The organism is Streptomyces sp. HM190, from assembly GCF_009857135.1.
Lineage (GTDB): Bacteria > Actinomycetota > Actinomycetes > Streptomycetales > Streptomycetaceae > Streptomyces > Streptomyces heilongjiangensis.
In genome coordinates, this window is record NZ_CP047318.1 from 3,515,630 (window position 1) to 3,541,945 (window position 26,316).

Annotated in this window: 25 protein-coding genes; 15 read left to right on the forward strand and 10 right to left on the reverse strand. The window is 73.2% G+C overall.

Features of this window, described 5'->3' with window-relative positions; translation table 11 throughout:
* Window positions 1-77: 77 nt before the first annotated feature.
* From hutI to hutU, 4 genes are all read right to left on the reverse strand, one after another.
* Window positions 78-1,358, reverse strand: a complete 1,281-nt coding sequence (gene hutI, locus GSY65_RS14755; RefSeq protein ID WP_159768298.1) for an imidazolonepropionase — start codon at window positions 1,356-1,358, stop codon at window positions 78-80.
* A complete protein-coding gene (locus GSY65_RS14760; protein WP_159768301.1) occupies window positions 1,355-2,710 on the reverse strand; it encodes a formimidoylglutamate deiminase in 1,356 nt (451 codons plus the stop codon). Before GSY65_RS14760 ends, hutI begins: the two co-directional genes overlap by 4 nt.
* Window positions 2,707-3,912: an allantoate amidohydrolase gene (locus tag GSY65_RS14765; protein ID WP_159775969.1), complete on the reverse strand. Its 1,206-nt coding sequence runs from the start codon at window positions 3,910-3,912 to the stop codon at window positions 2,707-2,709. The genes GSY65_RS14760 and GSY65_RS14765 overlap by 4 nt, the downstream gene beginning before the upstream one ends.
* A gap of 101 nt (window positions 3,913-4,013) precedes the next feature.
* Window positions 4,014-5,702 carry a urocanate hydratase gene (hutU, locus tag GSY65_RS14770; RefSeq protein WP_159768304.1) on the reverse strand — a complete coding sequence of 563 codons (1,689 nt, stop codon included), beginning with the start codon at window positions 5,700-5,702 and terminating at the stop codon, window positions 4,014-4,016.
* A gap of 156 nt (window positions 5,703-5,858) precedes the next feature.
* On the opposite strand from hutU, the gene GSY65_RS14775 reads away from it, so the two are divergent.
* The 6 genes from GSY65_RS14775 (at window position 5,859) to GSY65_RS14800 (ending at window position 10,937) form a co-directional block, all read left to right on the forward strand.
* On the forward strand, window positions 5,859-7,274 hold the full coding sequence (locus GSY65_RS14775; RefSeq protein ID WP_159768307.1) for a diaminopimelate decarboxylase: 1,416 nt from the start codon (window positions 5,859-5,861) through the stop codon (window positions 7,272-7,274).
* A 365-nt stretch (window positions 7,275-7,639) separates the two neighbouring features.
* Complete coding sequence (locus GSY65_RS14780) at window positions 7,640-8,038, forward strand: hypothetical protein (protein ID WP_159768310.1); 399 nt, start codon at window positions 7,640-7,642, stop codon at window positions 8,036-8,038.
* On the forward strand, window positions 8,035-9,027 hold the full coding sequence (locus tag GSY65_RS14785; protein WP_159768313.1) for a hypothetical protein: 993 nt from the start codon (window positions 8,035-8,037) through the stop codon (window positions 9,025-9,027). The genes GSY65_RS14780 and GSY65_RS14785 overlap by 4 nt, the downstream gene beginning before the upstream one ends.
* Window positions 9,028-9,064: 37 nt before the next feature.
* Complete coding sequence (locus GSY65_RS14790) at window positions 9,065-9,676, forward strand: roadblock/LC7 domain-containing protein (RefSeq protein WP_159768316.1); 612 nt, start codon at window positions 9,065-9,067, stop codon at window positions 9,674-9,676.
* Between the two features lie 16 nt (window positions 9,677-9,692).
* Window positions 9,693-10,067 carry a hypothetical protein gene (locus GSY65_RS14795; protein ID WP_159768319.1) on the forward strand — a complete coding sequence of 125 codons (375 nt, stop codon included), beginning with the start codon at window positions 9,693-9,695 and terminating at the stop codon, window positions 10,065-10,067.
* Window positions 10,068-10,241: 174 nt separating this feature from the next.
* Window positions 10,242-10,937 (forward strand): lipoprotein, encoded by a 696-nt coding sequence (locus GSY65_RS14800; RefSeq protein WP_443043225.1) that lies wholly within the window; start codon window positions 10,242-10,244, stop codon window positions 10,935-10,937.
* Between the two features lie 301 nt (window positions 10,938-11,238).
* Here GSY65_RS14800 and GSY65_RS14805 read toward each other — a convergent pair whose 3' ends face one another.
* The 3 genes from GSY65_RS14805 to GSY65_RS14815 form a co-directional block, all read right to left on the reverse strand.
* Window positions 11,239-11,835, reverse strand: coding sequence for a hypothetical protein (locus tag GSY65_RS14805; protein WP_159768322.1), 597 nt, complete (start codon window positions 11,833-11,835; stop codon window positions 11,239-11,241).
* 127 nt (window positions 11,836-11,962) lie between these two features.
* Window positions 11,963-12,841, reverse strand: coding sequence for a MurR/RpiR family transcriptional regulator (locus GSY65_RS14810; protein ID WP_159768325.1), 879 nt, complete (start codon window positions 12,839-12,841; stop codon window positions 11,963-11,965).
* Window positions 12,842-13,087: 246 nt separating this feature from the next.
* Window positions 13,088-14,677 (reverse strand): alpha/beta hydrolase, encoded by a 1,590-nt coding sequence (locus GSY65_RS14815; protein WP_159768328.1) that lies wholly within the window; start codon window positions 14,675-14,677, stop codon window positions 13,088-13,090.
* 222 nt (window positions 14,678-14,899) lie between these two features.
* Here GSY65_RS14815 and GSY65_RS14820 point away from each other — a divergent pair, with 222 nt between their 5' ends.
* Window positions 14,900-15,343: a hypothetical protein gene (locus tag GSY65_RS14820; RefSeq protein WP_159768331.1), complete on the forward strand. Its 444-nt coding sequence runs from the start codon at window positions 14,900-14,902 to the stop codon at window positions 15,341-15,343.
* A gap of 348 nt (window positions 15,344-15,691) precedes the next feature.
* On the opposite strand, the gene GSY65_RS14825 is transcribed toward GSY65_RS14820, so the two are convergent.
* A complete protein-coding gene (locus GSY65_RS14825) occupies window positions 15,692-17,086 on the reverse strand; it encodes a cystathionine beta-synthase (RefSeq protein WP_159768334.1) in 1,395 nt (464 codons plus the stop codon).
* Window positions 17,087-17,242: 156 nt separating this feature from the next.
* On the opposite strand from GSY65_RS14825, the gene GSY65_RS14830 reads away from it, so the two are divergent.
* The 3 genes from GSY65_RS14830 (at window position 17,243) to GSY65_RS14840 (ending at window position 21,003) form a co-directional block, all read left to right on the forward strand.
* Window positions 17,243-18,340, forward strand: coding sequence for an SGNH/GDSL hydrolase family protein (locus GSY65_RS14830; RefSeq protein WP_201452544.1), 1,098 nt, complete (start codon window positions 17,243-17,245; stop codon window positions 18,338-18,340).
* A 376-nt stretch (window positions 18,341-18,716) separates the two neighbouring features.
* Window positions 18,717-19,937 (forward strand): acetyl-CoA C-acetyltransferase, encoded by a 1,221-nt coding sequence (locus tag GSY65_RS14835; RefSeq protein ID WP_159768337.1) that lies wholly within the window; start codon window positions 18,717-18,719, stop codon window positions 19,935-19,937.
* 283 nt (window positions 19,938-20,220) lie between these two features.
* On the forward strand, window positions 20,221-21,003 hold the full coding sequence (locus GSY65_RS14840; RefSeq protein WP_159775974.1) for a hypothetical protein: 783 nt from the start codon (window positions 20,221-20,223) through the stop codon (window positions 21,001-21,003).
* A 27-nt stretch (window positions 21,004-21,030) separates the two neighbouring features.
* Here GSY65_RS14840 and GSY65_RS14845 read toward each other — a convergent pair whose 3' ends face one another.
* Window positions 21,031-21,342: a hypothetical protein gene (locus GSY65_RS14845; protein WP_201452545.1), complete on the reverse strand. Its 312-nt coding sequence runs from the start codon at window positions 21,340-21,342 to the stop codon at window positions 21,031-21,033.
* 103 nt (window positions 21,343-21,445) lie between these two features.
* Between GSY65_RS14845 and GSY65_RS14850 the strand changes: the two genes are divergently transcribed.
* A complete protein-coding gene (locus GSY65_RS14850) occupies window positions 21,446-21,676 on the forward strand; it encodes a DUF4287 domain-containing protein (RefSeq protein WP_159768340.1) in 231 nt (76 codons plus the stop codon).
* A gap of 100 nt (window positions 21,677-21,776) precedes the next feature.
* Here the strand turns inward: GSY65_RS14850 and GSY65_RS14855 are convergent, their stop codons facing one another.
* Window positions 21,777-22,658 (reverse strand): Bax inhibitor-1/YccA family protein, encoded by an 882-nt coding sequence (locus GSY65_RS14855; protein WP_159768343.1) that lies wholly within the window; start codon window positions 22,656-22,658, stop codon window positions 21,777-21,779.
* Window positions 22,659-23,027: 369 nt separating this feature from the next.
* Here GSY65_RS14855 and GSY65_RS14860 point away from each other — a divergent pair, with 369 nt between their 5' ends.
* The 4 genes from GSY65_RS14860 to GSY65_RS14875 all read left to right on the forward strand — a co-directional run bounded on the left by GSY65_RS14860 (window position 23,028) and on the right by GSY65_RS14875 (window position 26,286).
* Window positions 23,028-23,600, forward strand: coding sequence for a YbaK/EbsC family protein (locus GSY65_RS14860; RefSeq protein WP_236579793.1), 573 nt, complete (start codon window positions 23,028-23,030; stop codon window positions 23,598-23,600).
* Between the two features lie 405 nt (window positions 23,601-24,005).
* The gene (locus tag GSY65_RS14865) at window positions 24,006-24,584 is read left to right on the forward strand and encodes an NADPH-dependent FMN reductase (RefSeq protein WP_159768346.1); all 579 of its coding nucleotides are present in this window, start codon (window positions 24,006-24,008) and stop codon (window positions 24,582-24,584) included.
* A gap of 116 nt (window positions 24,585-24,700) precedes the next feature.
* A complete protein-coding gene (locus tag GSY65_RS14870) occupies window positions 24,701-25,843 on the forward strand; it encodes a phosphoribosylglycinamide synthetase (protein WP_159768350.1) in 1,143 nt (380 codons plus the stop codon).
* Window positions 25,844-26,037: 194 nt separating this feature from the next.
* Window positions 26,038-26,286, forward strand: coding sequence for a hypothetical protein (locus tag GSY65_RS14875; protein ID WP_159768353.1), 249 nt, complete (start codon window positions 26,038-26,040; stop codon window positions 26,284-26,286).
* The last annotated feature ends 30 nt before the right edge of the window (window positions 26,287-26,316 follow it).

Genomic DNA, 26,316 nt, shown 5'->3' on the forward strand with positions numbered 1-26,316 from the left:
ACGACGAGACGGTTCGGCCGGGTGCGGCGGGAGCCATGTTCCTCCCGCACCCGGCCGAACCGTGTCCGGGCCCCGGCTCAGACCTCGCGCACACCCCGGCGCCACACACCGGTGACCAGGGGGACGCCCGGCCGGTAGGCGAGGTGGACATGGCTGGGCGCGTCCAGCAGGACCAGGTCGGCGTACGCGCCCGGGGAGAGGCGGCCGACGTCGTCCCGGCGCAGCGCCCGCGCGCCCCCGGCCGTGGCCGACCAGACCGCCTCGTCCGGCGTCATCCCCATGTCCCGCACGGCGAGCGCGACACAGAACGGCACCGACGAGGTGAAGGACGAGCCCGGGTTGCAGTCGGTCGACAGGGCGACGGTGACGCCCGCGTCGAGCAGGCGGCGGGCGTCCGGCCACGCGGCACGGGTGGAGAACTCGGCGCCGGGAAGCAGGGTGGCGACCGTGCGGCTGTGGGCGAGGGCGTCCACGTCGGCGTCGGTCAGATGGGTGCAGTGGTCGGCGCTCGCCGCGTCCAGTTCGACGGCGAGCTGCACGCCGGGGCCGTACGAGAGCTGGTTGGCGTGGATGCGCGGGTGCAGCCCCCGGGCCCTGCCCGCGGTGAGGACGGCGCGGGCCTGGTCGCCGTCGAAGGCGCCCTTCTCGCAGAAGACGTCGATCCAACGGGCGTACGGGGCGCAGGCGTCGAGCATCTCGCCGGTGACCAGGGCCACGTACGCGGCCGGGTCCTCGGCGTGGTCCGGGGACACGATGTGCGCGCCGAGGTAGGTCACCTCGTCGGTGTGCCGGGCGGCGATGCGCAGGGCCCGCGCCTCGTCCTCGACGGTCAGGCCGTAGCCGGACTTCGTCTCGAAGGTGGTCGTGCCCTGGCGCAGTGCCTCGCGCAGGTAGCGGACGAGGTTGGCCTCCAGTTCCTCGTCGGTGGCGGCGCGGGTGGCGGCGACGGTGGTGCGGATGCCGCCGGCGGTGTAGGCCCGGCCGGACATCCGGGCGTTGAACTCCTCGGTCCGGTCGCCCGCGAAGACGAGGTGGGAGTGGGAGTCCACGAAGCCCGGGAGCACCGCCCGGCCCCCGGCGTCGACCCGGTTGTCAGTGGCGGGTGCTTTGCTTCGGTCACCGGTCCACGCGACGCGTGGACCGTCGATGACGAGTGCCGCGTCCCGGATCAGACCGAGAGGGGATCCGTCGCCGAGGGAGGGGTCGTTGGTGACCAGGGCAGCGATGTTGGTGATGAGCGTGCTGGCGGTGCTCGCGGAGTGGGCGGGGCTGTCGGTCGTCGGGCTGCTCATGGCGTCCTTGGTGGCCTGGTCGGCGGTCGGGTCGGGATCGGGGTCGGGTGCGCGGGCGGGCCTCATCCCCGCAGGGCTGCGACGGCCTCGGCGAGCGCCGTCGGCACATCCGGTACGAGGGCGTGCGCCCCGTCCCGCACGACGTGCCGACCGCCCACGACCGTGTGCGACACGTCTGCTGCCGACGCGGCGAATACAGCCGTCTCCGCGCCCAGCCGTGGAAGCGGGCCTGCCGTCCTGACGGAGTCGAGCGCGATCGTCGTGAAGTCGGCGAGCGCTCCGGGCTCCAGGGTGCCGGCCTCGTCCCAGCCGAGCGCCGCGTGGCCGTCTGCGGTGGCCGCCCGCAGGAGGGCCGCCGCCGTCCAGTGGCCGCGGGTGCGGCTGCGGAGCCGTTCGTTCAGCTCCATCGCGCGTGCCTCCTCGAACAGGTCGATGACGGCGTGGCTGTCGGAGCCGAGGCAGAGCGGGGAGCCGGCCCGTTGGAGGGCGACGGCGGGTCCGATGCCGTCGGCGAGGTCGCGTTCGGTGGTGGGGCACATGCAGGTGCCGGTGCCGCTGCCGCCGATCAGCGCGATGTCGGTGTCGGTGAGGTGGGTGTTGTGGACGCCGGTGGTGCGGGGCCCCAGGACCCCGTGGTCGGCGAGGAGCCGGGTCGGGGTGCGGCCGTGCGCCTGCGCGCAGGCGTCGTTCTCGGCCGTCTGCTCCGAGAGGTGGACGTGCAGCGGGGCCCGCCTTTCCTCGGCCCAGCGGGCCACGGTGGCCAGTTGTCCGGCGGGCACGGCCCGTACGGAGTGGATGGCGGCCCCGATCCGCGCGTGGTCCCGTTCCTTGAGGGCGGAGCAGCGTTCGGCCCAGGCGTCCGCGGTGCCGTCGGAGAAGCGGAGCTGGTGCCGGTCGGGTGCCTGGCCGAACCCGGAGGAGAGGTAGGCGGTGTCGAGGAGGGTGATCCGGATCCCGGCCTCGGCGGCGGCCGCGATCAGTGCCTCGCCCATCGCGTTCGGGTCGGCGTAAGGGGTGCCGCCGGGCGCGTGGTGCACGTAGTGGAACTCGCCGACGGCGGTGATGCCGGCGAGCGCCATCTCGGCGTACACGGCGCGGGCGAGAGCGTGGTAGCTGTCGGGGGTCAGCCGGTGCGCCACCTGGTACATGACCTCGCGCCAGGTCCAGAAGGTGCCCGAGCCGACCTGGACGGTGGCGCGCAGGGCCCGGTGGAAGGCGTGGCTGTGGGCGTTGGCGAGTCCGGGGAGGGTGAGTCCCCTGAGGGGTTCGGCGCCGGGGGGCGGGGCGGGGGTGCCGGTGCGGACGGCGGTGATGCGTCCGGCCCGCGGGCCGCCCGGCCCGTCCACGGTCAGGGTGACGCCCGACTCGACGTCGGCGCCGAGCCAGGCGTGTTCCAGCCAGTAGGTCGTCTGCGTCACCTGCGGGCCAGCCCTTCCAGTACGTCGGCGAGCGCGGTCACCCCGGCCAGGCAGTCGTCCTCGGCGGCGTGCTCGGCCGGGGAGTGCGAGACGCCGGTGGGGTTGCGTACGAACAGCATGGCGGTCGGGACGTGGCCGGAGAGGATCCCCGCGTCGTGTCCGGCTCCGGTCCCGAGCACCGGCACCTTCAGCTCGGCGGCGCCATGGCCGAGAATGCGGGCGAGTTCGTCGCGCAGGGCGTGCTCGAACTCGACGACCGGGGTGAAGGACTCGCGGACGACGTCCAGTTCGACCCCGTGGAGCCGGGCGTGGTCGCGGGCCGCCTCCTCGACGGCGGCGACGACCGTGTCCAGCGTCTGCTGGTCCTCGGCGCGGGAGTCGAGCCAGCCGCGGACCAGGGAGGGGATGGCGTTCACGCCGTTGGGTTCGACGGAGATCTTGCCGAAGGTGGCGACGGCGCCCGCGAGCCGTGCCTCGCGGCGGGCGGCGAGCACGGTCTCCGCGTACGACAGCATGGGGTCGCGGCGGTCGACGAGCCGGGTGGTGCCCGCGTGGTTGGCCTCGCCCCGGAAGTCGAAGCGCCACCGTCCGTGCGGCCAGATCGCGCTGGCGATGCCGACGGCGTCGCCGGACAGGTCCAGCGCCCGGCCCTGTTCGACGTGCAGTTCGACGAACGCGCCGATCCGGGCGAGCCGTTCGGGGTCGGCGCCGATGCCGTCCGGGTCGTACCCGGCGGCCTCCATCGCCTGCGGCAGGGTCATCCCGTCGCCGTCGGTCAGCCGGTGGGCCTGTTCGACGGTCAGCTGCCCGGAGCTGAGCCGGGAGCCCACACAGGCGAGGCCGAAGCGGGCGCCCTCCTCGTCGCCGAAGTTCACGATCCCGAGCGGCCTGTCGAACCGGGCGCCCCGGGCGCGGAGTTCGTCGAGCGCGGCGAAGGCGGACACGACGCCGAGGGGACCGTCGAAGGCGCCGCCGTCGGGCACGGAGTCGAGGTGGGACCCGGTGACGACGGCGTCGCCCCGGCGGGGGTCGCCGAGCCAGGCCCACTGGTTGCCGTTGCGGTCGACCTCGTAGTCCAGGCCCCGGTCACGGGCCTGCTCCTCGAACCAGGCCCGGCACTCGGCGTCGGCGCCGGTCCAGGCGTAACGGCGGTACCCGCCGGAGCCGGGGTGCCGTCCGACCGGGCGCAGGTCGCGCCACATCTCGTGGAAGGAGGCGCCGCCCGGTCCGGCCGGGCCCGCGGGTGCCGGTGAGGGGGCGGCCCCCGCCGGGGAGCCGCCGTCGTGGCCGCCGTGGCTCGGGGTCACGCGTCCTCACCCTCGCCGTGCGCGGCTTCGGCGCCCTCGCGCATCGGCACCCGCACGCCGCGCTCGTCGGCGACCGACTCGGCGATGTCGTAGCCGGCGTCGACATGGCGGATGACGCCCATGCCGGGGTCGTTGGTGAGGACGCGGCGGATCTTCTCGCCGCCCAGCTTCGTGCCGTCGGCGACGGTGACCTGGCCGGCGTGGATCGAGCGGCCCATGCCGACGCCGCCGCCGTGGTGGAGGGAGACCCAGGAGGCGCCGGAGGCGACGTTGACCATGGCGTTGAGCAGCGGCCAGTCGGCGATGGCGTCCGAGCCGTCGAGCATGGCCTCGGTCTCGCGGTAGGGGGAGGCGACGGAGCCGCAGTCGAGGTGGTCGCGGCCGATGGCCAGCGGGGCGGCCAGTTCGCCGCTCGCGACCATGTCGTTGAAGCGCTCGCCGGCCTTGTCGCGCTCGCCGTAGCCGAGCCAGCAGATACGGGCGGGCAGGCCCTGGAAGTGGACGCGCTCGCCGGCCATCCTGATCCAGCGGTGGAGGGACTCGTTCTCGGGGAAGAGGTCGAGGATCGCCTTGTCGGTCTTCGCGATGTCGGCGGGGTCGCCGGAGAGCGCCGCCCAGCGGAAGGGGCCCTTGCCCTCGCAGAACAGGGGGCGGATGTAGGCGGGGACGAAGCCGGGGAAGGCGAACGCGCGGTCGTACCCGGCGAGCTGGGCCTCGCCGCGGATGGAGTTGCCGTAGTCGAAGACCTCGGCGCCGGCGTCCTGGAAGCCGACCATGGCCTCGACGTGCCGGGCCATGGACTCGCGGGCGCGGGTGGTGAAGCCGGCCGGGTCCTTGGCGGCGTAGGCGGCCATGTCGTCGAAGTCGACACCCACGGGGAGGTACGACAGGGGGTCGTGGGCCGAGGTCTGGTCCGTGACGATGTCGATGGGGGCGCCCCTGGCGAGGAGCTGCGGTACCAGCTCGGCGGCATTGCCGAGGACGCCGATGGACAGCGGGCGGCGGGCGTCACGGGCCTCGGTGGCCAGCCGCAGGGCGTGGTCGAGGGAGTCGGCCCGCACGTCCAGGTAGCGGTGCTCGATGCGGCGCTCGATCGCGCGCGGGTCGCAGTCGATGCAGAGCGCGACGCCGTCGTTCATGGTGACGGCGAGCGGCTGGGCGCCGCCCATGCCGCCGAGGCCGGCGGTGAGGGTGATGGTCCCGGCGAGGGTGCCGCCGAACTTCTTGGCGGCGACGGCCGCGAAGGTCTCGTAGGTGCCCTGGAGGATGCCCTGGGTGCCGATGTAGATCCAGGAGCCGGCGGTCATCTGGCCGTACATGGTCAGGCCGAGCTGTTCGAGGCGGCGGAACTCCTCCCAGTTCGCCCAGTCGCCGACGAGGTTGGAGTTGGCGATGAGGACGCGCGGGGCCCACTCGTGGGTCTGCATGACGCCGACGGGGCGGCCGGACTGGACGAGCATCGTCTCGTCCTGCTTGAGGGTCCGCAGCGTGCGGACCATGGCGTCGAAGGAGCGCCAGTCGCGGGCGGCCTTGCCCGTGCCGCCGTAGACGACGAGTTTGTCGGGGTGTTCGGCGACCTCGGGGTCGAGGTTGTTCTGCAGCATGCGGAGGGCGGCTTCCTGCTGCCAGCCCAGCGTGCTCAGTTCCGTACCGCGCGGGGCTCGAACAGGGCGTGGTCCTGACACGGGTCTGCCTCCTCGATTTACAGCAACTATTCACATCCTGACTCGATGAATAGAGCTAGTCAATACGCCCGTACGCCAGCGCCGGCGCGCCGCGGATGTTTGGCTGGACACACTGGGTGCGTGAGCCCGGGAACGACACCACCACGGGGGGACGAGATGGGAGACGCGACGCGCGGGGCCGGCGGGACGGGGTCCGCCGAGGCGGACGGCGAGCGCACGCTCCGCCTGTCCGAGACGGACGACGAGCGCGCGGCCCGGCGGGACGACGCCGTGCGGGCGGCCGTGGAGCAGGGGCTGCTCGGGCCCGGCACGCCGCTGATCGGACTGCTGGACGTCGCCGGGATCCGGGCGTCGGCGGCGGCGCTGCGGCGCGCGTTCGACGAGGTGACGGCGCCGGGCACGCCGGTGCTGCACGCGTTCGCGGTGAAGGCGACACCACTGGTGCCGGTGCTGCGGCTGCTGCACGAGGCGGGGATCGGCGCGGAGGTCGCGAGCGCCGGCGAGCTGGCCCTGGCGCGGGCCGCCGGGGTGCCGCCCCGGCAGACCGTGCTGGACTCCCCCGCCAAGACCCCGGCGGAGCTGCGGGAGGCACTGGCGCTGGGCATCGCCGTCAACGCGGACAATCCGCAGGAGCTGGAGCGCCTGGACGCGCTCGTCCGCTCGGCCACCACCCGCTCACCCCTGGGCATCCGGGTGAACCCCCAGGTCGGCGGGGGTGCGATCGACGCGCTGTCCACCGCGACGGCCACCTCGAAGTTCGGGGTGCCGCTACGGGACGAGGGCGCCCGGGAGTGGGTGGTACGGGCGTGTCTGGAGCGGCCCTGGCTGAGCCGGCTGCACGCGCACTCCGGGTCGCAGGGCATGCCGCTGTCCCTGATGACCCGGGGCGTCGCGGAGACGTACGACCTCGCCGAGGAGATCAACCGGCGGATCGGACGGCAGCAGATCGACACGATCGACATCGGCGGCGGACTGCCGGTGAACTTCGCGTCGGAGGCGGCGACACCGACGCACGCGCAGTACGCGCGGCTGCTGGCCGAGGCGGTGCCGGGACTGTTCGACGGGCGGTACGGGCTGGTCACCGAGTTCGGGCGGTCGCTGCTCGCCAAGCACGGGGCGGTGGTCGCGCGCGTGGAGTACACCAAGAGCGCCGGCGGGCGGGCCGTGGCGGTCACCCACGCGGGGGTGCAGGTGGCGGCGCGGACGGTGTACGCGCCGGGGGCGTGGCCGCTGCGGATCGCCGCGTACGACGGCAAGGGGCGGGTGAAGGAGGGGCCGGCGGTCGTGCAGGACGTGGCCGGACCGGCCTGCTTCGCCGGGGACCTGCTGGCGCGGGGGCGCTCCCTGCCGCACCTCGAACCGGGGGACTACGTGGCCGCGTTGGACACCGGGGCGTACTACTTCGCCCACCACTACGGGTACAACTCGCTGCCGAGGCCCGCGATACACGGCTACGCGCCCGGTGCGGGCGAGGGCGGGGTGCGCTTCGCGGTGGTCCGGCGGGCGCAGACGACGGAGGAGATCGTCGCCGAGTCGGGCGGCGGGGAGCGGTCGGGGCTCCTGGGGCTCTGACACCCGCCGACCGCCGGGGAGGTCCCGTGCGTCGCCGGCGGCCGGTCGCGTGGTCGCCCGCGTCTTCGCGCACTCGGGGGCGCGCGCCATGCCGAATGCTTCAGTTCGCGCACCCCGCACTCCCCCCACCATGGAGGACGTCCGGCGGTCCGCTCGGGGTCCATGTCCGGATCGAGCACATAACCCCAGGTCAGCACACTGGTCGCGCTCACGGGCCGCGACGGCGGGGAAAATGAGGCAAGTCGACCCACCTTAGTCCCCCCTCCGCATGTTCCGCTGGGAATTGCCAGATCGCTCACTCCTCGCGCACACGTTGCGTAGCGTCTGCGTCACTCAGCCGAACCGCAGGCAGGAGGGGAGCCACGGTGCCCGGAATCGACGAGTGTCTGGTGGAGGCCATGAGGCTGCCCGGTGCCCTGGGCGCCGCGGTGGTCGACTGGACCAGCGGACTGGCGCTGGGCACGGTCGGGGAGGCGCCCGGCGGTGACCACGAGACGACCGCGGCCGAGGCCGCGGAGCTGGCCCGGCTCGCGGCGGAGCACCGGGCGTTCGCCCCGGAGGAGGGTTCGGACTGGTCCGGGGCCGATCTCCCGGTCGAGGACCTGATCGTCAGCAACCGGGACACGTACCACGTGCTGCGGTTCGTGCGGACGACGTTCGACAGCAGTGTCTTCCTGCATCTGTGGCTGGCGAGGGCGGACGGCAACCTCGCGCTGGCCCGGATCCGGCTCGGCGAGATGGCGGGGCGGCTGGTGCTGGCATGACCGTGATCATCACGTCGGCTCCCCCGCTGCCCGTGCGCGGCGAGCGCACCCGGCACGCCGTCTCGCCCATGCTGCACCGGCTGGCCGCCGAGCGGGCCACCGGCGTCCTGCTGCGCGAGTCGGGCTCGCTCTACCTGTCCGACGGCGAGGTGGTGCACGCCGAGAGCCCCCGGTCACCCGGGCTGGACGTACTGCTCAGCGCCGGGGGCGTCCTCGACACCGACGGCTGGCGGGAGGCCGTCGACACGGCGGGGGCCGGGCTGCGGGTCGGACGGTTCCTCGTCGACAGCGGCCGGGTCGCCAAGGGCACGCTGGAACTGTGCCACGCCGGCGCGATGTTCGACGCGGCGTACTTCGTGCTGGGGCCGAGCAGCGCCCCGGCCCGCTTCCGCTACGGGGCCGCGCACTGGCTGGGACCGATCCGCCCGGTGCCGGTGGCCACGATCACGCGGGAGGCGCTGCGCCGCAGGGACCTGCTGCACCGCATCTGGCCCGACGCGGCGGCGGACGACGCCCCGCTGATACGGGCGGCCGGTCCCTCCTCCCCGCCGGTCCCGATCCGCCAGGGGGCCGTGCTCGACCAGATCGACGGCTTCCGCACCGCCGCCGACATCTCCGTGACCCTCGGCCGCCCCACCTTCCACACCCTGGTGGCCGTCCGCCGGCTGGCCGCGGCGGGCCTGATCTCCCCCGCACCACCCCGCCCGCCCAGAACCCCACCGGGCCCCACCCCGCCGACACCGGCCGCCGCCCCGTACGCGGCCCCGCTCCCCGACGTGTACGACAGCCCCGACGGCCCCGCGGACGGCTCCCCGGCCGGGGCGGCCACCGCTGCCGGCCCCCTCCCGCCGGCGTCGGCCGACGCACCGGGCACCACCCCGCCGCACCTCGATCCCGCCCCCGTCCCCGCACCACCGTGGCCGCTGGTCACCGCCGACCCCGACATCGCCCTACTGCAAAGGCTCAGGGATGCGCTGGAGGCCCTTTGAGCGGCAGCGGGAGCGCCCCGCCGAGAGGAGATCACCCATGGCCGCCGAGGCGGAAGTCCTCGACGAACTGCACCGGTTGCGGGCCCGTGTGCCCCAGCTGACCGGGGCGCTCGCGGCCAGCGTGGACGGGCTGGTGCTGGCCCACGACACCCCCGGCGTGGAGCCGGAGGGCCTGGCCGCACTCACCGCCGCCGCACTGGGCGTCGCCGTACGCATCACCGACGCGGGCGGCCGGGGCGACCTGCGCGAACTGCTGCTGCGCGGCGAGCAGGGCTATGTGGCGACGTACGCGGCGGGTGGCTCCGCCGTGCTCACGCTGCTCGCCCAGGACCGGGTCAACGTGGGCCGGCTGCACCTGGAGGGCCGGCGGACCGGCACCCGCATCGGGGAGCTGGTGGACGCCTCGCCCCGCCGCGCTGCCGACCCGGTCGCCGGGCGGGCCGCGGCCAGGGGCCCGGCCGAGGCGACCGGGCGGAGCCCGGCCAGGTCCCTCGCCCAGACCACGCCCCCGGGCACCGAACCGACCCCGGCGCAGACGCCGTCCAGGGCCACGGTCAGGTCGACCATGCCCCGCCGGACGCCCGGCGCCACGACCGCACGATCCACCCCCCGTACCGCTCCCCACGCACCCACCACGTCAGAGAGCTGAAAGGACACCGCACACCATGGCCAACACCGAGACCGCACTCAAAGAGGCCCTCGCGTCGATCGAGGGCGCGACCGGCGCCGCCCTCGTCGACTACACCAGCGGCATGGCACTGGGCACGATCGGCGGCAGCAAGGGGTTCGACCTCACCGTCGCCGCCGCGGGCAACACGGACGTCGTGCGCGCCAAGTTGCGCACCATGGAGCATCTCGGCCTCAAGGGCGAGATCGAGGACATCCTGATCACCCTCTCCGACGCCTACCACCTGATCCGGCTGCTCACCGGCCGCGGCGGCAACGGCCTCTTCCTGTACCTGGTGCTCGACGCCAAGCGGGCCAACCTGGCGATGGCGCGGCACCAGTTGCGGAGGATCGAGGCGGAACTGGAGGTCTGACGCCCCGAAGGCCCACCCACGAGGCGGCGCACCCCGGCCGGGGCGCGCCGCCCAGGCGTGTCCCGGCCCAGGTGCCTGGTCAGGAACACTCCACCACCCCCACATCCGCACACCCGTACGAACGTCAAGCTGTCCCCCTCCGCTACCGTGTCCGCCTCGGGTCGAGAGGAGAAGGTGACGGTGCGCGGAGCGGTACGGGGGGCGGCGCTCGCCCAGGTGGTGGTGCTGGCCGGTCTGCTGGCGGGGTGCTCGCAGCCGGCGCAGGGCGAGGGGGCCGGGCCGTCGGCCTCGGCGGGCGGGGCGGCGGACTCCGCCGGCTCCGGCACGGGGGACAAGGTCGCCGCGCGCGGCGGTTCGGTGGGCGCGGCCGGTTCCGCCTGCGCGCTGCCGGTCGCCTTCGACACGGCGGAGCACTGGAAGGCGGAGGCCGTCGACACCGGCCCCGCGGAGGGCGGGGGCGAGGCAGCCGCCGAACTGGCCGAGGCGCTGCTGCACCAGGGCCCCTTCACCGCCGCGTGCGAGATCGACGCCAAGCCCGCCGGGAACATCGGCTTCATCCGGGTGTGGACCGGCGAGGCGGGCGCCGGGGCCGGGGACGCGCGGGCGCTGCTGAAGGAGTTCGTGACGGCCGAGGGCGACACCAGCGAGGCGAGGTACAGCGACTTCACCTCGGACTCCGGTGTCTTCGGTGCCGAGGTCGCGTACCTCTCCACCAGTGAGGCGCTGGAGGAGACGAAGAAGGAGCGGGCCTTCCTCACCGTGACAGACGAGGGCCCCGTCGTCGTCCACCTCGGCGGGCTCGACACCGGGGAGCACGAGGACATGCTCCCCGCGTACGAGTTGGCCAAGCGGACGCTGCGCGCCACCTGAGCCGGACATCCGCGAAGCTCCGACGAAGCTCCGCGAATCGTCCCCGCAGGCTTTTCCGGCCCGGCACAGGGCAGAGTCCCTCGGACGGAATCACCGACCGGGGAGGTTCTCCTGTCCACCGCCGAAACGACCGCCGGGGCCTCCGCGCCCGCCGAGGAGCCCGGCCTCACACGCGTGCTCGGTCCGAAGCTGCTGGTCCTCCGCACACGCGGCGAGGACTGACGCCGCGTCGAACCCGCCCCGGTCAGGCACCGCCGGACCGGGGCGGGCCCGTGTCCGCCCGCCGAGCCGAGGAGGCGTACTACGCCCGTCCGCTCACCGTCGTCCTCGCGGGGCGCCTGCCGCCGCCGGGGCGGGCGTCGCCCGCGGCATCGCCCGTGGAGCGGTAGGCGGTGACGCGCTTGCCGGCCGGGGCGCCGCCGCGGGACGAGAGCCAGTCGACGCGGACCCACAGCAGGTGTCCGTCGGCGCGTTCCCGGCGGCCGAGGCGGCCCGCCTTGAGCCACAGACCCGTGCCGACGCCGGCCAGCAGCATCCCGCCCGCCGCCGGGACGGCGAACGACGACGCGAGTGCCGCGGCGAACGCGAGCAGCAGCCACCAGCGGTGTCCGCGCCGCCAGTTCCGCAGGGTCACCGCACGGTCCTGCAGCACATCGTGCTTGCCCGCCCGCGCGGCCCCGCGCGCCAGTTCCGCGTACCGTCCCCGTCGCAGCGCCGCGACGAGCACGGCGGCGACGATGAACAACACCGCACCGCCGAGCACCCCGATCCGCCGTCCGGTCACCCCCGACGGCACCGCACCGGCGCCCGCCGCGACCACTCCGAGCCACCACATCGGTGCCGCCCCGGCCCGTACCACGACGGCCACCCGAGCCAGCCCCTGTCCTCCGCGCGCCACTCTCCCGCCTCCCGTGTCCCAGGTTCGGTTTCCAGTCGTACGTTCAGTCGCCAGGCACGGTAACCAGCGAAGGTGAAACGTGCCTGAGAAAGCGGATACCACCGACCGGGCCGAAACCCAAGAGGTACTACTCCACGAACAGCCCGCGGGCCGCGGCCTTCGCGTCGAACTCCTCCAGCCGCGCCTGCGCCTCGGGCAGGTCGTCGCACATGGCCTCCAGCAGCACCCGCCCGAGCAGCATCGGCGCGCAGGCGGTGTCGAAGGCGAGGCCGGTCCCGACGGCGGCGGGAAGCAGCAGGTCGGAGACCTTGGCGACGGGCGCGAACGCGGAGTCGGCGACGGTGACGACCGTCAGTCCGGTCTCCTTGGCGTACGCGAGGATGTCGACGACCTCGCGGGGGTGCCGGGGCAGCGCGAAGCAGAGCAGCGCGGTCGCCCCGGCGCGCACCGCCGCGTCGATCCGGTCGTGGAGCATGCTGCCGCCCTCGTGCAGCAGCCGTACGTCGGGGTGGACCTTGCCGGCGAAGTACGCGAAGCCGTACGCCTGGGCGGCGGCGGCCCGCAGGCCGAGGACCGGCAGCGGCCTGGACGCGGCGAGCAGCCGCCCGGCCCGTGCCACCGGGGCGGGGTCGGCGAGCACCTCGGCCAGATGCCGCAGGTTCTCGATCTCGGCCTCGACGGCCTGCTGGTACTCGTTGAGGGCGGCGGCGGCCGAGGCCGGTTCGGCGGGGGCGACCTCGCGCAGGTGACGGCGCAGCGCCGGGTACCCGTCGAAGCCGAGCGCCACCGCGAACCGGGTCACCGACGGCTGGCTCACCCCGGCGAGTTCCGCCAGTTCCACGCTCGACAGGAACGGCACGTCCGCGGCGCGCCGCACCATGCTGTGCGCGATCCGCCGCTGAGTGGGCGTCAGCCGGTGTCCCTCGAACAGGGTCTGGAGGCGTGCGGCGGGGCTGTCCGCACCGCTCGCCGCCCCCGTGCCGCCGGTGTTCCGCTCGGCGCTCATACCGCGCTCCCCTTCCGCGTTCCCGCCCGCGCCGGAACGGGACACGCCTCCCTCGATCAGCGCGGTGCGGCACCCACCCTATTCAGTCACCGGGAAGTCTGCATGAGCCTATGCATCTTCTTTCTCGCGGAGCCGTGCGTTCCGTACGTTCCGGTCCGCTCGGCTCCCGGTCGCCTGCGCGCGTGCGGACACGCCGGACCCCTGGGGCGCGCCCGCACGCGGGTGGCGCCCCAGGGGCCGTGGTGATCAGAAGCGGCCGGTCAGGCCCGGGATGCCCGGGGGCGTGGGGAGCGGCAGCAGGTTGGGGGTGGCGCGTTCCTGCGCGCCCGGACGGGCCTTGCAGGTGATGTCCTTGGCGGGGAGCCTGCCGGTGGTCAGGTAGGCGGTGGCCGTCTTGTCGGCGCACGACTTGGTGCCGTAGATGCCGTGTCCGACACCCCCGGCGACCGTGACCATCTTCGCGCCCTTCATGACGCGGCGCAGGCCCTGGCCGCTGACCAGCGGAGTCTGGGAGTCCCACTCGTTCTGCAGGATCAGCGCGCCCACCTTGTTGCCGACCTTGGTGGCGGGCTCGCTGCCCTGCTTCTTCCAGAAGGCGCACGGCTTGACGGAGGAGGCGAAGTCGCCGTACAGCGGGTAGGCGGCCTTGTCCCGGATCGCGTCCGCGCGGTACTGCTCGGGGTCGCGCGGCCAGTTGCGGGTGTCGGCGCAGACCACGGCCCAGAAGGCGGCGTCGCTGTTGTCGTCGGGCACGGCCCGGCCGAAGGACGGCGGAACGGGCTCGGGCGTCGTGGGCTCGCGGGTGGCGGAGGACGGGGTCCGGTCCGCGGCCTTCTTCAGCTCGACGACCGCTTCGGCGGCGTCGCGCCCGCCGCCGAAGAACGTGGCCCGCAGGCCGGAGCGGATGTCGTCCCCGGTCAGCTGGGTGCCGTCGAGGTCGATCGGCTTGCGGTCGGCCCGGGCGATCAGGTCGTAGAACGTCGTGCGGACGGCCTCGGGCGTGGCGCCCAGCTTGTAGGTGGTGTTCCGCGCGGCCGTCCACTCGGTCCACCGGGTGAAGGCGGGCTCGGCGCCCTCCGCCCAGACCTGGATCATCCCGCGCCAGATCCGGGCCGGGTCGACGGCGCTGTCCAGCACGAAGCGGTCGGAACGCTTGGGGAACATCTGCGTGTAGACGGCGCCGAGGTAGGTGCCGTACGAGTACCCGAGGTAGGAGATCTTCTTCTCGCCGAGCACCGCGCGGATGACGTCCATGTCCCGGGCGGTGTTGCGGGTGGTGAGGTGGCGCAGCCTGTCGCCCTGCTTCTTGTCGCACTTCTCCGCGACGGTCCGCGCCCACTTGACGTCCTTGCCGAACGTCTCGGGCTTGTACGGCCGGTCCCAGTTCCGCTCGCCGGACGTCAGGCCGCAGCCGACGGGGGAGCTCCAGCCGACGCCCCGCGGGTCGAAGCCGACGAGGTCGTACGTCCTCTTCACCGACTTCGGCAGCTGACCGGCCAGGTAGTACGGCATGTCGACGCCCGGCCCGCCCGGACCGCCCGGGTTGAGCAGGAGCACGCCGCGACGTTCCTTCTTGGTGCTCGTCCGCATCCGGGATATCGCGAGGTCGAGCTTCTTGCCGCCCGGTTTGCGGTAGTCGAGCGGCACCTTGATCGTGGCGCACTGCAGGGAGGCGGGCAGCGACTTGTCGCAGCGGTGCCAGGAGGGCTTCTGCGTGAGGTAGGGGCGCAGGGGGTCCGTCGCGGCGGACGCCGCGGTGGGGGTCAGTGCGGGGATCAGCGTGGTGACGGCGCTGACCGCCACGAGGAGGGCTGTTCGACTGGTGCGCGCGCGCATGAGGTCCTCGGGTCGACGGGTACGGGACGCACTCATCCTGTCGAGCGCGGCGCACGGAGTGATCCCTCCACGGGGCAGACCTTCTCCACCCTTGGAGGGAGGGGGAGTTGGGGCCGAATAGTGCTGGAGTCGGACAACCGCGACCGGCTGTTTCCCGTCCGGGGTGAAAGAGGGGGGCTGTCCCCAGTGCCGGAGGGGTCGCGGCTGCCTAGCGTGAGGGGCATGACCGGAATGGATGCCCGTGAGGCACAGCTCGGGGACGCCGAGCTGAAGAAGGAACTCGCCGCGACCCTGCACGCGCGCAGGGAGTTGGGGGAGGACTACGAGTCCGCGCTGGTGGAGTCGTTCCTGGAGAAGGTGGACCAGCGCATCGACGGCGCGGTCGACCGCCGGGTGCGGCGCCAGGTCGCGGAGCAGCAGATGGTGGTGGCCCGCGGCGCCCGTTCGCCGAGGTCGACCGATTCCTGGGGCGAGCGCTACGGCTTCGGCGTCGTCTCCCTCGTCGTCGCCATCCCGCTCTCCGGCATCGGCGGCGGCGTGGCCGGGCTCCGCGGCCTGTTCGTCACCTGGGCGGGCATCGTCGCGGTGAACCTGGCCTGGGCGCTGCGCACCTCCCCGCGCCTGGGCGGGCGCGGCAGGTCCGGTGACCCGGACTCGCGGGAGTAGGGGTGCGCCGGGCGCGAGGGATGTGCGCGGGGACCGCCGCACCCCCGTGCGACGGGGGGCGGGACGACGGCGGTCCCCGCGGGGACGCGGGCCGGGTCAGGCCGGGCTTCGCGTCCGTGGCGTCCATGGAGGTCCGGGAGCCGCTCCGGAGGTCCTTGACGCCGTTTCGGGTGCCGGCCGGGGCGGGGAGCCGCTCCCGCCCTGCCGACACCCCTCAATCTGCCCGACCCGTGTTAAGCGGGTGCTGCGCGGACGTGACGCGCTCGTACCACTTCTGCGAAGTCGAGCGGGATACCCCCGCGCATCTTCACCCTTGCGGCCCTCTTGGAGTGATTCCTCCCGTCCGGCCTACTTCTTGACGCCGTCCTTGGCGAGGAACGAGAGCAGGTCCTGCCGGCTGACGACCCCGGTCGGCTTGCCCTCGACCAGCACGATCGCCGCGTCGGCCCGGCCGAGCACGGACATCAGGTCGCCGACCGGCTCACCGGAGCCGACCTGCGGCAGCGGCGCCGACATGTGCTTCTCCAGGGGGTCGTCGAGCGAGGCCCGCTGGGTGAACAGCGCGTCGAGCAGCTCGCGTTCGACGACGGACCCGACGACCTCGGCGGCCATGACGTCCGGGTGCCCGGCGCCCGGCTTCACGATCGGCATCTGGGAGACGCCGTACTCGCGCAGCACCTCGATCGCCTGACCGACCGTCTCGTCCGGGTGCATGTGGACGAGCGAGGGGATGGAGCCGCCCTCCTTGTGGGTGAGGACGTCGGCGACGCGGGCGCTCGGCCCCTCGTCCTCCAGGAAGCCGTAGTCGGCCATCCACTCGTCGTTGAAGATCTTGCTGAGGTAGCCGCGCCCGCTGTCGGGGAGCAGCACGACCACGACGTCGTCCGGGCCGAGCCGCTCGGCGACGCGCAGCGCGGCGACGACCGCCATGCCGCAGGAGCCGCCGACCAGCAGGCCCTCCTCCTTGGCCAGCCGCCGGGTCATCTGGAACGAGTCCTTGTCGGACACGGCCACGATCTCGTCGGCGACGTTCCGGTCGTAGGCGGTCGGCCAGAAGTCCTCGCCGACGCCCTCGACCAGGTACGGCCGGCCCGACCCGCCGGAGTACACGGAGCCCTCGGGGTCGGCGCCGACGACCTGGACGCGGCCGTCGCTCACCTCCTTGAGGTAGCGCCCGGTGCCGGAGATGGTGCCGCCGGTGCCGACGCCCGCCACGAAGTGGGTGATGCGCCCCTCCGTCTGCTGCCACAGCTCAGGGCCGGTCGAGTGGTAGTGGGACTCGGGGTTGTTGGGGTTGGAGTACTGGTCCGGCTTCCAGGCGCCGGGCGTCTCGCGCACCAGCCGGTCGGAGACGTTGTAGTACGAGTCGGGGTGCTCGGGGGCGACGGCCGTGGGGCAGACCACGACCTCGGCGCCGTACGCCCGCAGCACGTTGATCTTGTCGGTGCTCACCTTGTCGGGGCACACGAAGATGCACTTGTACCCCTTCTGCTGCGCGACGATCGCGAGCCCGACGCCCGTGTTGCCGCTGGTCGGCTCGACGATGGTGCCGCCGGGCTTCAGCTCTCCGCTCTTCTCCGCCGCCTCGATCATGCGCAGGGCGATGCGGTCCTTCACGGAGCCGCCGGGATTGAAGTACTCAACCTTGGCCAGGACGGTCGCCTGGATGCCCTCGGTCACGCTGTTGAGCCTCACGAGCGGGGTGTTGCCGACGAGGCTGATCATCGAGTCGTGGAATTGCACCGTTGTCTCCGGAGCCGCAAAAGTGATGGTCGTGATCCCGCCAGCCTAAGCCCCGCCCCTCTTGATCTCCTCACTGTTCACTTCCCCCAGGGATTGGCCGAGGGCCGCTACGGGGCAAGGAGTGGTTGTACGGCTACGAGGAGGTGGCGGCGACGCATGTCGAGCATGTCCAGAGCGAGGGTGGCCCGGCGCATCGCGGCGGGCGCGGCGTACGGCGGGGGCGGCATCGGACTGGTCGGTGCGGCGGCCGTCGGCGTGCTGCTGACCGAGGTGCGGATGGCCAAGCGGGTCGTCGGCAACGGCAGCAGTCCGCATCCGCCGAGCGCGGAGGGCCTCTACGGCCGTTCCTACGGCCGTTCCTACGGCAGTGGCCACGGCCGCCCGTTCGGCCCGTTCGCCCCGCACGACGGCACCTACGACGTCACCGACGGCCCGCCGATCCGCCTGGTCATGCTGGGTGACTCCACCGCCGCGGGGCAGGGCGTCCACCGGGCCCGCCAGACGCCGGGCGCGCTCCTCGCGTCGGGGCTCGCGGCGGTGGCGGAACACCCCGTGGAGCTGCGGAACGTCGCGCTGCCGGGCGCCCAGTCGGACGACCTGGACCGCCAGGTCGCGCTGGTCCTGGAGGACCCGTCCCGGGTCCCCGACGTCTGCGTGATCATGATCGGCGCGAACGACGTCACCCATCGCATGCCGCCGACCCGCTCCGTGCGGCACCTGTCGGCCGCGGTACGCCGGCTGCGCACGGCCGGCGCGGAGGTCGTCGTCGGCACCTGCCCCGACCTCGGCACGATCGAGCCCGTGCAGCAGCCCCTGCGCTGGATCGCCCGACGGGCGTCCCGGCAGCTGGCCGCAGCCCAGACGATCGGCGTCGTCGAACAGGGCGGCCGCACGGTGTCGCTGGGCGACCTGCTGGGCCCCGAGTTCGAGGCGAACCCGCGGGAACTGTTCGGCCCCGACAACTACCACCCCTCCGCGGAGGGCTACGCGACGGCGGCGATGGCCGTCCTGCCCACCGTGTGCGCGGCGCTCAACCTGTGGCCCGCGGAGGAGGAGCGCCCCGACGCCTCCCGCCGCGAGGGCTTCCTGCCGGTCGCCCGCGCCGCCGCCGAGGCCGCGTCCGAGGCCGGCACGGAGGTGACGGCCGCGATGCCGACGGGGCCGCGGGGGCCGTGGGCCCTCCTGAAGCGCCGCCGGCGCCGGCGGGTCCCGGCGACGGACCCGGCCCCCACGGCGGCGGAGCCGTCCGCGTAGCGCCGGGCGCCTACCGACTCGGGGGGGCGTGCGGTTGGGGCGGGTGCGGGTCCGTTCTGGTTTCTCGCGCGGTTCCCCGCGCCCCTGGAGGGACGGGCATGCGGCCCGCCCTCCCCCTTAGAAAAGCACGGGGCGCAGCCGCGAGCGCTTTCGGGGGCGCGGGGAACCGCGCGAACGGCCCCCACCCACCCGCGCCCGCCCAAGCGCACGCGCCCCCGAGCCATGAGGCGCCCGACCCGAAAAAGCAAGCGCTTAGAAAAGTGCGGTCGGAGTCACACCCCCATGCCCGTGACCTTGACCATACGTACGGGTAACTTCCCCCACAGCCCTGCCCCGCGCGACCAGGGGGCACCGTCTGTACGCCAATGGAGCCGTGATGCCCGAAGCCGTGATCGTCTCAGCCGCCCGCTCCCCCATCGGCCGCGCCTTCAAGGGCTCGCTCAAGGACCTGCGCCCCGACGACCTGACCGCCACCATCATCCAGGCGGCCCTGGACAAGATCCCGGCTCTGGACCCCAAGGACATCGACGACCTGATGCTCGGCTGCGGTCTGCCCGGCGGCGAGCAGGGCCACAACCTCGGCCGGATCGTCGCCGTACAGATGGGCATGGACCACCTGCCGGGCTGCACCGTCACCCGTTACTGCTCCTCCTCGCTGCAGACCTCCCGCATGGCCCTGCACGCCATCAAGGCCGGTGAGGGCGACGTCTTCATCTCGGCCGGCGTCGAGATGGTGTCCCGCAGCGTGAAGGGCACCAGCGACGGCATGCCCGACACCCACAACCCGGTCTTCGCCGAGGCGGAGGCCCGCACGGAGGCCGTGTCGAAGTCGGTCGGCGCCTCCTGGCACGACCCGCGCGAGGACGGCCTGCTCCCCGACGCCTACATCTCGATGGGCCAGACCGCCGAGAACCTGGCCCGTTCCTGGGGTGTGACCCGCGCGGACATGGACGAGTTCGGCGTCCGTTCGCAGAACCTCGCCGAGGAAGCCATCAAGAAGGGCTTCTGGGAGCGCGAGATCACCCCGGTGACGCTGCCCGACGGCACCGTGGTCGCCAAGGACGACGGCCCCCGCGCCGGCGTCACCCTGGAGGCCGTGCAGGGGCTGAAGCCGGTCTTCCGCGAGGACGGCCTGGTCACCGCCGGCAACTGCTGCCCGCTCAACGACGGCGCCGCCGCCCTCGTGATCATGTCCGACACCAAGGCCCGCGAGCTGGGCCTGACCCCGCTCGCCCGGATCGTCTCGACCGGCGTGTCCGGCCTGTCCCCCGAGATCATGGGCTACGGCCCGGTGGAGGCGTCCAAGCAGGCCCTCTCCCGCGCCGGCCTGACCATCGACGACATCGACCTCGTCGAGATCAACGAGGCGTTCGCCGCCCAGGTGATCCCCTCCTACCGCGACCTGGACATCCCGCTGGAGAAGCTGAACGTGAACGGCGGCGCCATCGCCGTCGGCCACCCCTTCGGCATGACCGGCGCCCGCATCACCGGCACCCTGATCAACTCGCTCCAGTTCCACGACAAGCAGTTCGGCCTGGAGACGATGTGCGTCGGCGGCGGCCAGGGCATGGCGATGGTCATCGAGCGCCTCAGCTGACCCCTCGACCGTAGCCGCGCGGAGACCCACCGTGACGGTGCGGCCCGGAGTCCCCGGAATCCCCGGGGCTCCGGGCCGTTTTGTGATCCAATCTCCCCCAGGATGTGACCTATCTCCCCCCGGGGAGCGATTTACGCAGGTCAGAGCCGTTTCACCACGAAACAGCCGGGCAAAGTCCTGTCCCTTTCGTGACGTTACGCACTGACAGCTGGTTAGTCCGCCCTTCAAGCTGATGTAGGAAGTCGGGGGTCGACTTTGAACCGGGAGTACGTCAGTGAGCGCCATGCCGATCGCCTTGCTGCTCACCACGGCCGCCACCGCCGCCGTGGGCGTCGCCGTCCTGCGCAGCCTCACCGGGCTGCGCCGTCAGGTCGCCGCTCTGCGGACGGAACTGGCACAGAGCCGTCCCGCCGGTGCGCGGGCCTCCGTGCCCGCCGCCCGTCCGGCCGCGGACACGGAGGAGATACGCGCCGCCGTGGCCGAGGCGCTCGCCGAGGAACGGGAGCGTGAGCTGGCCGAGGCCCGCGCGTTCTGGGCCGCCCAGGAGGCGCGTGACGCCTCCGACGCGCCCACGCTGCTGGGTCTGCCCGACAACGAGCTGTATCTGCCCCGGCAGTCCGATTTCGCGGGCATGGAGCACCTGGAACCGGTGACCGAGCCGAGCCTGGAGGGCGACGAGTTCGCCGGGGAGTCGGCGGAGCTGGCCGCGGCCCGCCGCCGCCACCCCTCGCACCCCGACTTCGTGCCGGTGCAGTCCCCGGTCACCGACGACCACGAGCGCACCGTCGCCTGTCTGGAGGACCTGGCCGCCTCCCGCACGGAACTGGCCGACGTCCGCCCCGGTCCCCTCGGCACCCTCGACGTGTACGTCTTCGCCGACGGCACCACGCTGTGCATGACCCCCGGTCACCGGGAGACCGCCGAGCGCCTCGCCAGGGCTCTCCAGGGCGGTGACACCCCGGTCCTGCTGGGCGGCTCGGGCGTGTCGGGTGCGTACACCCTCACCTTCGAGTGCGGCGACGACATGGTCTACATCCTGGCGGACCGGGTCATAGCCTCCCTGTAGGCGACCCGTGCGGGCCGCCCCGCGGGATCACACACCCGCCCTCTTCTGGGCCTCCTCCACCAGCGCCACCGCCTCCGCCAGCCCGGCCTCGTCGGCCAGCACGAGCGCGAGATCGTTCCCGGCGACCATCACCTGGTCCGCAGCGGCGAACATGCCCGCGTCCGGCATCTCCCGGGGCTCCTGACCGGGCGTCTCCAGCCGCTGGGCACGCAGTGCCAGTTCCCTGGCCAGCCCCAGTGCCTCCGCGGCGGCGCCCCGTTGCAGCCGGCTCTGCGGCGCGGCCCGCAACCGGTCGGCGAAATGGTCCACGGCACGGGTCAGCGGCGTCGTATCAAGCACGCCGCGAGCGTACGCGCACGAACCGGACTGTTGCCAACACGCCGCCACTCAGGCAACGTGACCTGAAGGACCGGCTTACATTCCCTTTCGTCCGGAGGCGCCGATGTCCCAAGTCTTCTCCGAGGAGACCCATCGCAACCTGCTCGCCCGCATCCCCCAATGCACCGGTCGTGAAGTCGCCGACTGGCTGCGCAAAGTCGATGAAGGCCCCGCTCTCTTCAACTTCGAGGAGAAGGTCAGCTGGCTCCGGCACGAGTACGACCTCGCGTACGGCCACGCCAAAGCGATCGTTCATGAGTACGACCTGAGGAGGGCCGCGAGGAAGCTCCGCTGAGGGCGCCGAGACACCGCGAAGGGCCCCCCGACCGTGAGGTCCGGGGGCCCTTCGCCCTGCTGCTGCGGGAGGGCGGGCGCGGGCCCGCCTCCTGCTGCTGCTAGTCGTCGCCGCTGAAGATGGCGACCAGACGGAGCATCTCGATGTAGATCCACACGAGGGTCATGGTGAGGCCGAACGCGGCCAGCCAGGACTCCTCACGCGGGGCGCCGTACGCGATGCCGTCCTCGATCTGCTTGAAGTCGAGGGTCAGGAAGAACGCGCCGAGCAGGATCGCGATGATGCCGACGACCGCGCCGAGCGGGCCCATGCTGCGCAGACCGCCGTCGGGGGCGACACCGAACACGACCAGCAGCAGGTTGACCGCCATCACCAGGATGAACGCGACCGCGATGGTCAGACCGACACGGGCGTACCGTGCGGTGACCCGGATCCAGCCGGCCTTGTAGACCAGGAGGGTGGCGCCGGAGACGGCCATGGTGCCGAGCACCGCCTGGAAGGGCGCGCCGTCCCACTGGCTGTTGAACATCTCGCTGATCACGCCGAGGAACACGCCCTCGAAGGCGGCGTACGCGAGGATCAGCGCGGGCGCGGCCTTGCGCTTGAAGGACTGCACCATCGCCAGGACGAACGCGATCAGCGCGGCCCCGATGGCCAGGCCGTAGCTGCCGGGCGAGACCGGCAGGAGGGTCCAGGCGAGGACGGCGCCGACGACGACCGTGCCGAGGGTCAGGCCCGTGCGCATGACGACGTCGTCCATCGTCATACGGCCGGCGGTGACCGGTGCCTGCGGCGGGGCGCCGTGCTGCAGGTCCTGCTGGGCGTACGGGTTCGTCGCGTAGGGGTTGGCGCCCTGCGGGGCGTACGGGTTGGCCTGCGTGCCGACAGCTGCTCCCCCGGCCTGCGGCGCGGTGTTGAAGCCCGCGTAGCCGTTGTCGCGGCTGAACCCCCGTCGCGAGAAGACCGGGTTGCTGCTCCTCATTTCACTCCTCCATGGCCACCCTGCGTGGCCTTGGCTCAAGAGTAATAGGTAGGCAAAGGGATTGACTCTAGTGCTCAAGGAGGATCTTTCCCCTGCCATGTCATCGAACACGCTACGCGTCTCCCTGATTCCCCGCCGCGACCCCGGCAACCCCTGACCAAGCCGCTACCACCTCGCGACCGTTCGGAGATCAACCGGGGGGTGCGCTCGTCCGTCGAGGCGGACTCCAGCGCTCCTCCGGCCGGACGGGGGCGGGGCGGGAACCGGGCGGGAGGGAAAGGGGAGGCGGGTCTGCGACCTTTCGGGTGCCGGCGGAAAGCACACGGCGAACCGGGGGACGACCCCCAGGAACCTAAGGAGAGGGATCCGGTGCCTACCTTGCTCGACACCGACCGCTCACGCGGTGAGACGCCCGGCGCGTCGCCCGCGCCCGCCCCGGAGACCACCGCTCCCGCCACGGAGCACTCCCGTGACTGGCCGCGCCTGCTGACCACGTTCGACCTGCGGGGAGCCCGCTACCGGGTCGTCCCGCACGCGCCGGAGGACCGTGTCGAGGAGGCCAGCAGGCTCCGGGGCAGCCCGCTGGAGCAGTCGGCCCGGTGCCTCATGGTCCGGGTCAGGCGCGGCCGCCGTGTCATCCGGGACGTCGTCGCGGTGGTACCGGGCGACCGGACGGTCGACCTGGTCGCGGTGGCCCGGCTGTTCGGCGGCACGGCGGCCTCGTTCACCCCGCCGGAGGAGGCCGAGCGGCTCAGCGGGACCCCACGGGGCGCGGTCCTCCCCTTCGCCTGCGGCCCGGAGCTGGAGCTCGCGGTCGATCCGGCGCTGCTGGAGCACGAGGAGATCTTCTTCACCGCGGGCCGCCTCGACCTCTCGGTCGCGATCCGGACCGAGGACTACAAGGTGCTCGCCCGCCCCCGGGTGGCGCCGATCGCCGGCTGAGCCGACGCCCCCGCCGGGCCGCCGGCGCCACCACGGCACCGACGCGGCCCCCGGCGCCCCGGCCGGTGGTCCCCCGGCCGGCCGGGGCCCGTACTCCGCCGGAGCACCACACCCCCCACGCCGGCGGTCCTCACCCCCGCAGTCCCGGAGCAACCGGGCCCCACCCCCCGCCTCCGGGTCCCGCGCGAGACGGTTCTCCCCCGTCCGTCTCGGCGCGGGGCCCGGGATCTCCCCGGCCGCCCCGCCCGTCTCCCGTGCCGTGCCGCACGCGGCAGCGCACGGGAGACGGGCGGGAACGGGACGGGAACGGGACGGGAACGGGCCCCGGCATGCTCGGCATTCCATGACCGCAGCCGGGTCGCGTGCCCGGAAGGAACCAAGGAACCTCGGAGAGGACTCACACCCATGCCCAAGATCGTGCTCGCCTCCGGCAGCATCCGCCGGGAGTCGGCGAACGCCGCAGTGATCGCCACCGTCCGGCGGCTGCTGGAGCAGCGGGACGAGAGCTACGAGGTGACGGAGCTGTCGCTGCGTCACTTCCCGCTGTTCGACGAGGACCTGGAGAGCGACGGCGGCACACCCGAACTGCTCGCCGCGAAGGCGCAGGTCGCGTCCGCCGACGCGCTGATCATCAGCAGCCCCGCCTACAACGGCTACCCGTCGGGCGTCCTCAAGAACGCCCTGGACTGGCTGTCCCGGCCGGGCGACGCGGACCGCGCGCCGCTGGAGGGCCTGCCCACGGCCGTCGTCAGCGCCTCCCCGGGCCCGGCCGGCGGGGAGAACGTGCAGCCGCACGTCCGTCAGATCCTCGGCAACTGCGGTGCCGCGCTCATCGACTGCGAGCAGGTGGCGGTCGGCAACGCGATCGAGCTCCGCACGCCCGAGGGCGTCATCACCGAGCCCTCCGTGGTCAAGGCCCTCGACGTCCTGGTCGACGCGGTCGCCGACTACCTCCCGGGCGTTCCCCGGGAAGCGGCCGCCTAGTGCCGCATCAGGCAACGTTCGCCCCGTCGCGGCGTCCGTTGCCTGCCGCGGCACCAGCCCACCGGGTTCCGGCTCCGGTTCCTCCCCAACAACAAGAGAGAGGCGGGCTCGTGACGATGGCGGGTCGTATCGACGACCGGCGGCTGCTGCTGGTGCTGCCCCGGTACCGGGTCGTCCGGAAGGCCGTCGCCGCCGGATTCGACGTGTGGTCCCTGTGGGACCCCGGCCTCGCCGACCCGCGGAGCCTGCGCCAGATCGAGGAGGCCTCGCACGAGCTCCTGCTCACGGACCACTCCGACGAGCAGGGGCTGCGTGCGTTGGTGCGCGCGACCGTGCGGCGGCACGGCATCGGCCATGTGCTGCACCTGTCCGCCGACGACCCGCTGGACCTCGTACTGCCGGCGCTGGAGGAGGGCTGGCGGCTGGGCCGGGCCCCCAACCCCCCGTCCGCCGTCCGTGCCCTGAGCAGTGTCCGGCCCGCCCCGCCCGATCCGCTTCCCCGTCCCGGTCCCTCCGGCCCCGTGCCGCAGTGGCCGGGATTCAGCGTTCAGGCGTTCTCCACGGAGGGGCGACATCAAGTCATCGGGGTGACCGTCCGCCGCGGTACGGGCCATCTCCACCCGGCCCCGGCCGCCGCCCTGGCGCGCGCCGCGGTGGACCGGCTGGTCAGCCGGACTCTGGACGCGGCCGGACACCGCTTCGGGCCGGCGCACTTCGAGGTCGCGGCCACCCCGGACGGCCCTCGTGTCCTCGCGGCACGGGCCGGTCTCGGCGGTGACCGCATTCCGCTGCTCGTGGACGTCGCGCAGGGCCTCGATCTGGAGGCGGCGGTATTCGCCGCCCTCCTCGGCAAGGAGCTGGGGCCGGTGCCCGAGCCCACCTGTTTCGCCGCGATCGATTTCTTCCGCGTGCCCGCCGGGCGACTGCGCACGGTCGCGGGAATCGACAGCATCTGCGCCCTCCCATATACCCAGGCGGTCAATTTCCCCTATTCCCCTGGGGACTCCGTTCCTTTTCCGGACGGCACCGGCAACGGATATGTGGTGGTGTCCGGTGCGACCGCGCGGGAGGCGGCTCGGCGCAGCGCCGACGCGATGGAACTCCTCCGCGTCGACGTGCGGGAGGAAAAGCCGGTCGACGGACCGGTTTTGGAACCGGTCGACGGACCGGTTTTCGAAGCGGTCGGGAAGCCGGAGGAGGCAACGGGGCGGGTGCTGCGGGAAAGACGGGCGGAAAGGCGGGAAGAGGCGCGGGAATGAGGCGGTAACGGTGCGGTTTTCCCAGCTCAGAGGCGAGGAAGACGCAGGTCGGGAGAGAGGAACGGCACGGGAGGAGGTACTGGAAATGTCGGTGGTGTCAGAGGAGATGACACCCACCGAGGGGGCAGAGAATGCGCGGCAAGATGACCGGCGTGATCGGCGTTATCGCTACGGCTGGCATGTGGGGGATTGCTGTGACAGGTCCGGTCGGCTCTCTTCTGGCGGACGACCACGGGCCCTCCGGACCGTCCGCGCGAGTCGTCCTGGCCGACGACCACGGCCCGTCGGTCGCGCCGTTCGACGACCACGGCCCCTCGGTCGCGTCCGCCTCCGGCCCGCTGAACGACGACCACGGGCCGTCGGTGGCGTCCGCGTCGGGCCCGCTGAACGACGACCACGGGCCGTCGGTGGTGCGGCGGACGCCCGTGCTCCAGGCCGCGTGAGCCACCCTGTACGTCGTTCCACCTGACAGC

Coding starts and splice junctions, on each gene's coding strand:
- hutI (WP_159768298.1), bottom strand. CDS start 1,358: ATGAGGCCCGCCCGCGCACCCGACCCCGATCCCGACCCGACCGCCGAC.
- GSY65_RS14765 (WP_159775969.1), bottom strand. CDS start 3,912: ATGTGGCGCGACCTGCGCCCGGTCGGACGGCACCCCGGCTCCGGCGGG.
- GSY65_RS14775 (WP_159768307.1), top strand. CDS start 5,859: ATGGGAGACGCGACGCGCGGGGCCGGCGGGACGGGGTCCGCCGAGGCG.
- GSY65_RS14785 (WP_159768313.1), top strand. CDS start 8,035: ATGACCGTGATCATCACGTCGGCTCCCCCGCTGCCCGTGCGCGGCGAG.
- GSY65_RS14790 (WP_159768316.1), top strand. CDS start 9,065: ATGGCCGCCGAGGCGGAAGTCCTCGACGAACTGCACCGGTTGCGGGCC.
- GSY65_RS14795 (WP_159768319.1), top strand. CDS start 9,693: ATGGCCAACACCGAGACCGCACTCAAAGAGGCCCTCGCGTCGATCGAG.
- GSY65_RS14810 (WP_159768325.1), bottom strand. CDS start 12,841: ATGAGCGCCGAGCGGAACACCGGCGGCACGGGGGCGGCGAGCGGTGCG.
- GSY65_RS14815 (WP_159768328.1), bottom strand. CDS start 14,677: ATGCGCGCGCGCACCAGTCGAACAGCCCTCCTCGTGGCGGTCAGCGCC.
- GSY65_RS14820 (WP_159768331.1), top strand. CDS start 14,900: ATGACCGGAATGGATGCCCGTGAGGCACAGCTCGGGGACGCCGAGCTG.
- GSY65_RS14830 (WP_201452544.1), top strand. CDS start 17,243: ATGTCGAGCATGTCCAGAGCGAGGGTGGCCCGGCGCATCGCGGCGGGC.
- GSY65_RS14835 (WP_159768337.1), top strand. CDS start 18,717: ATGCCCGAAGCCGTGATCGTCTCAGCCGCCCGCTCCCCCATCGGCCGC.
- GSY65_RS14840 (WP_159775974.1), top strand. CDS start 20,221: ATGCCGATCGCCTTGCTGCTCACCACGGCCGCCACCGCCGCCGTGGGC.
- GSY65_RS14850 (WP_159768340.1), top strand. CDS start 21,446: ATGTCCCAAGTCTTCTCCGAGGAGACCCATCGCAACCTGCTCGCCCGC.
- GSY65_RS14855 (WP_159768343.1), bottom strand. CDS start 22,658: ATGAGGAGCAGCAACCCGGTCTTCTCGCGACGGGGGTTCAGCCGCGAC.
- GSY65_RS14865 (WP_159768346.1), top strand. CDS start 24,006: ATGCCCAAGATCGTGCTCGCCTCCGGCAGCATCCGCCGGGAGTCGGCG.
- GSY65_RS14870 (WP_159768350.1), top strand. CDS start 24,701: ATGGCGGGTCGTATCGACGACCGGCGGCTGCTGCTGGTGCTGCCCCGG.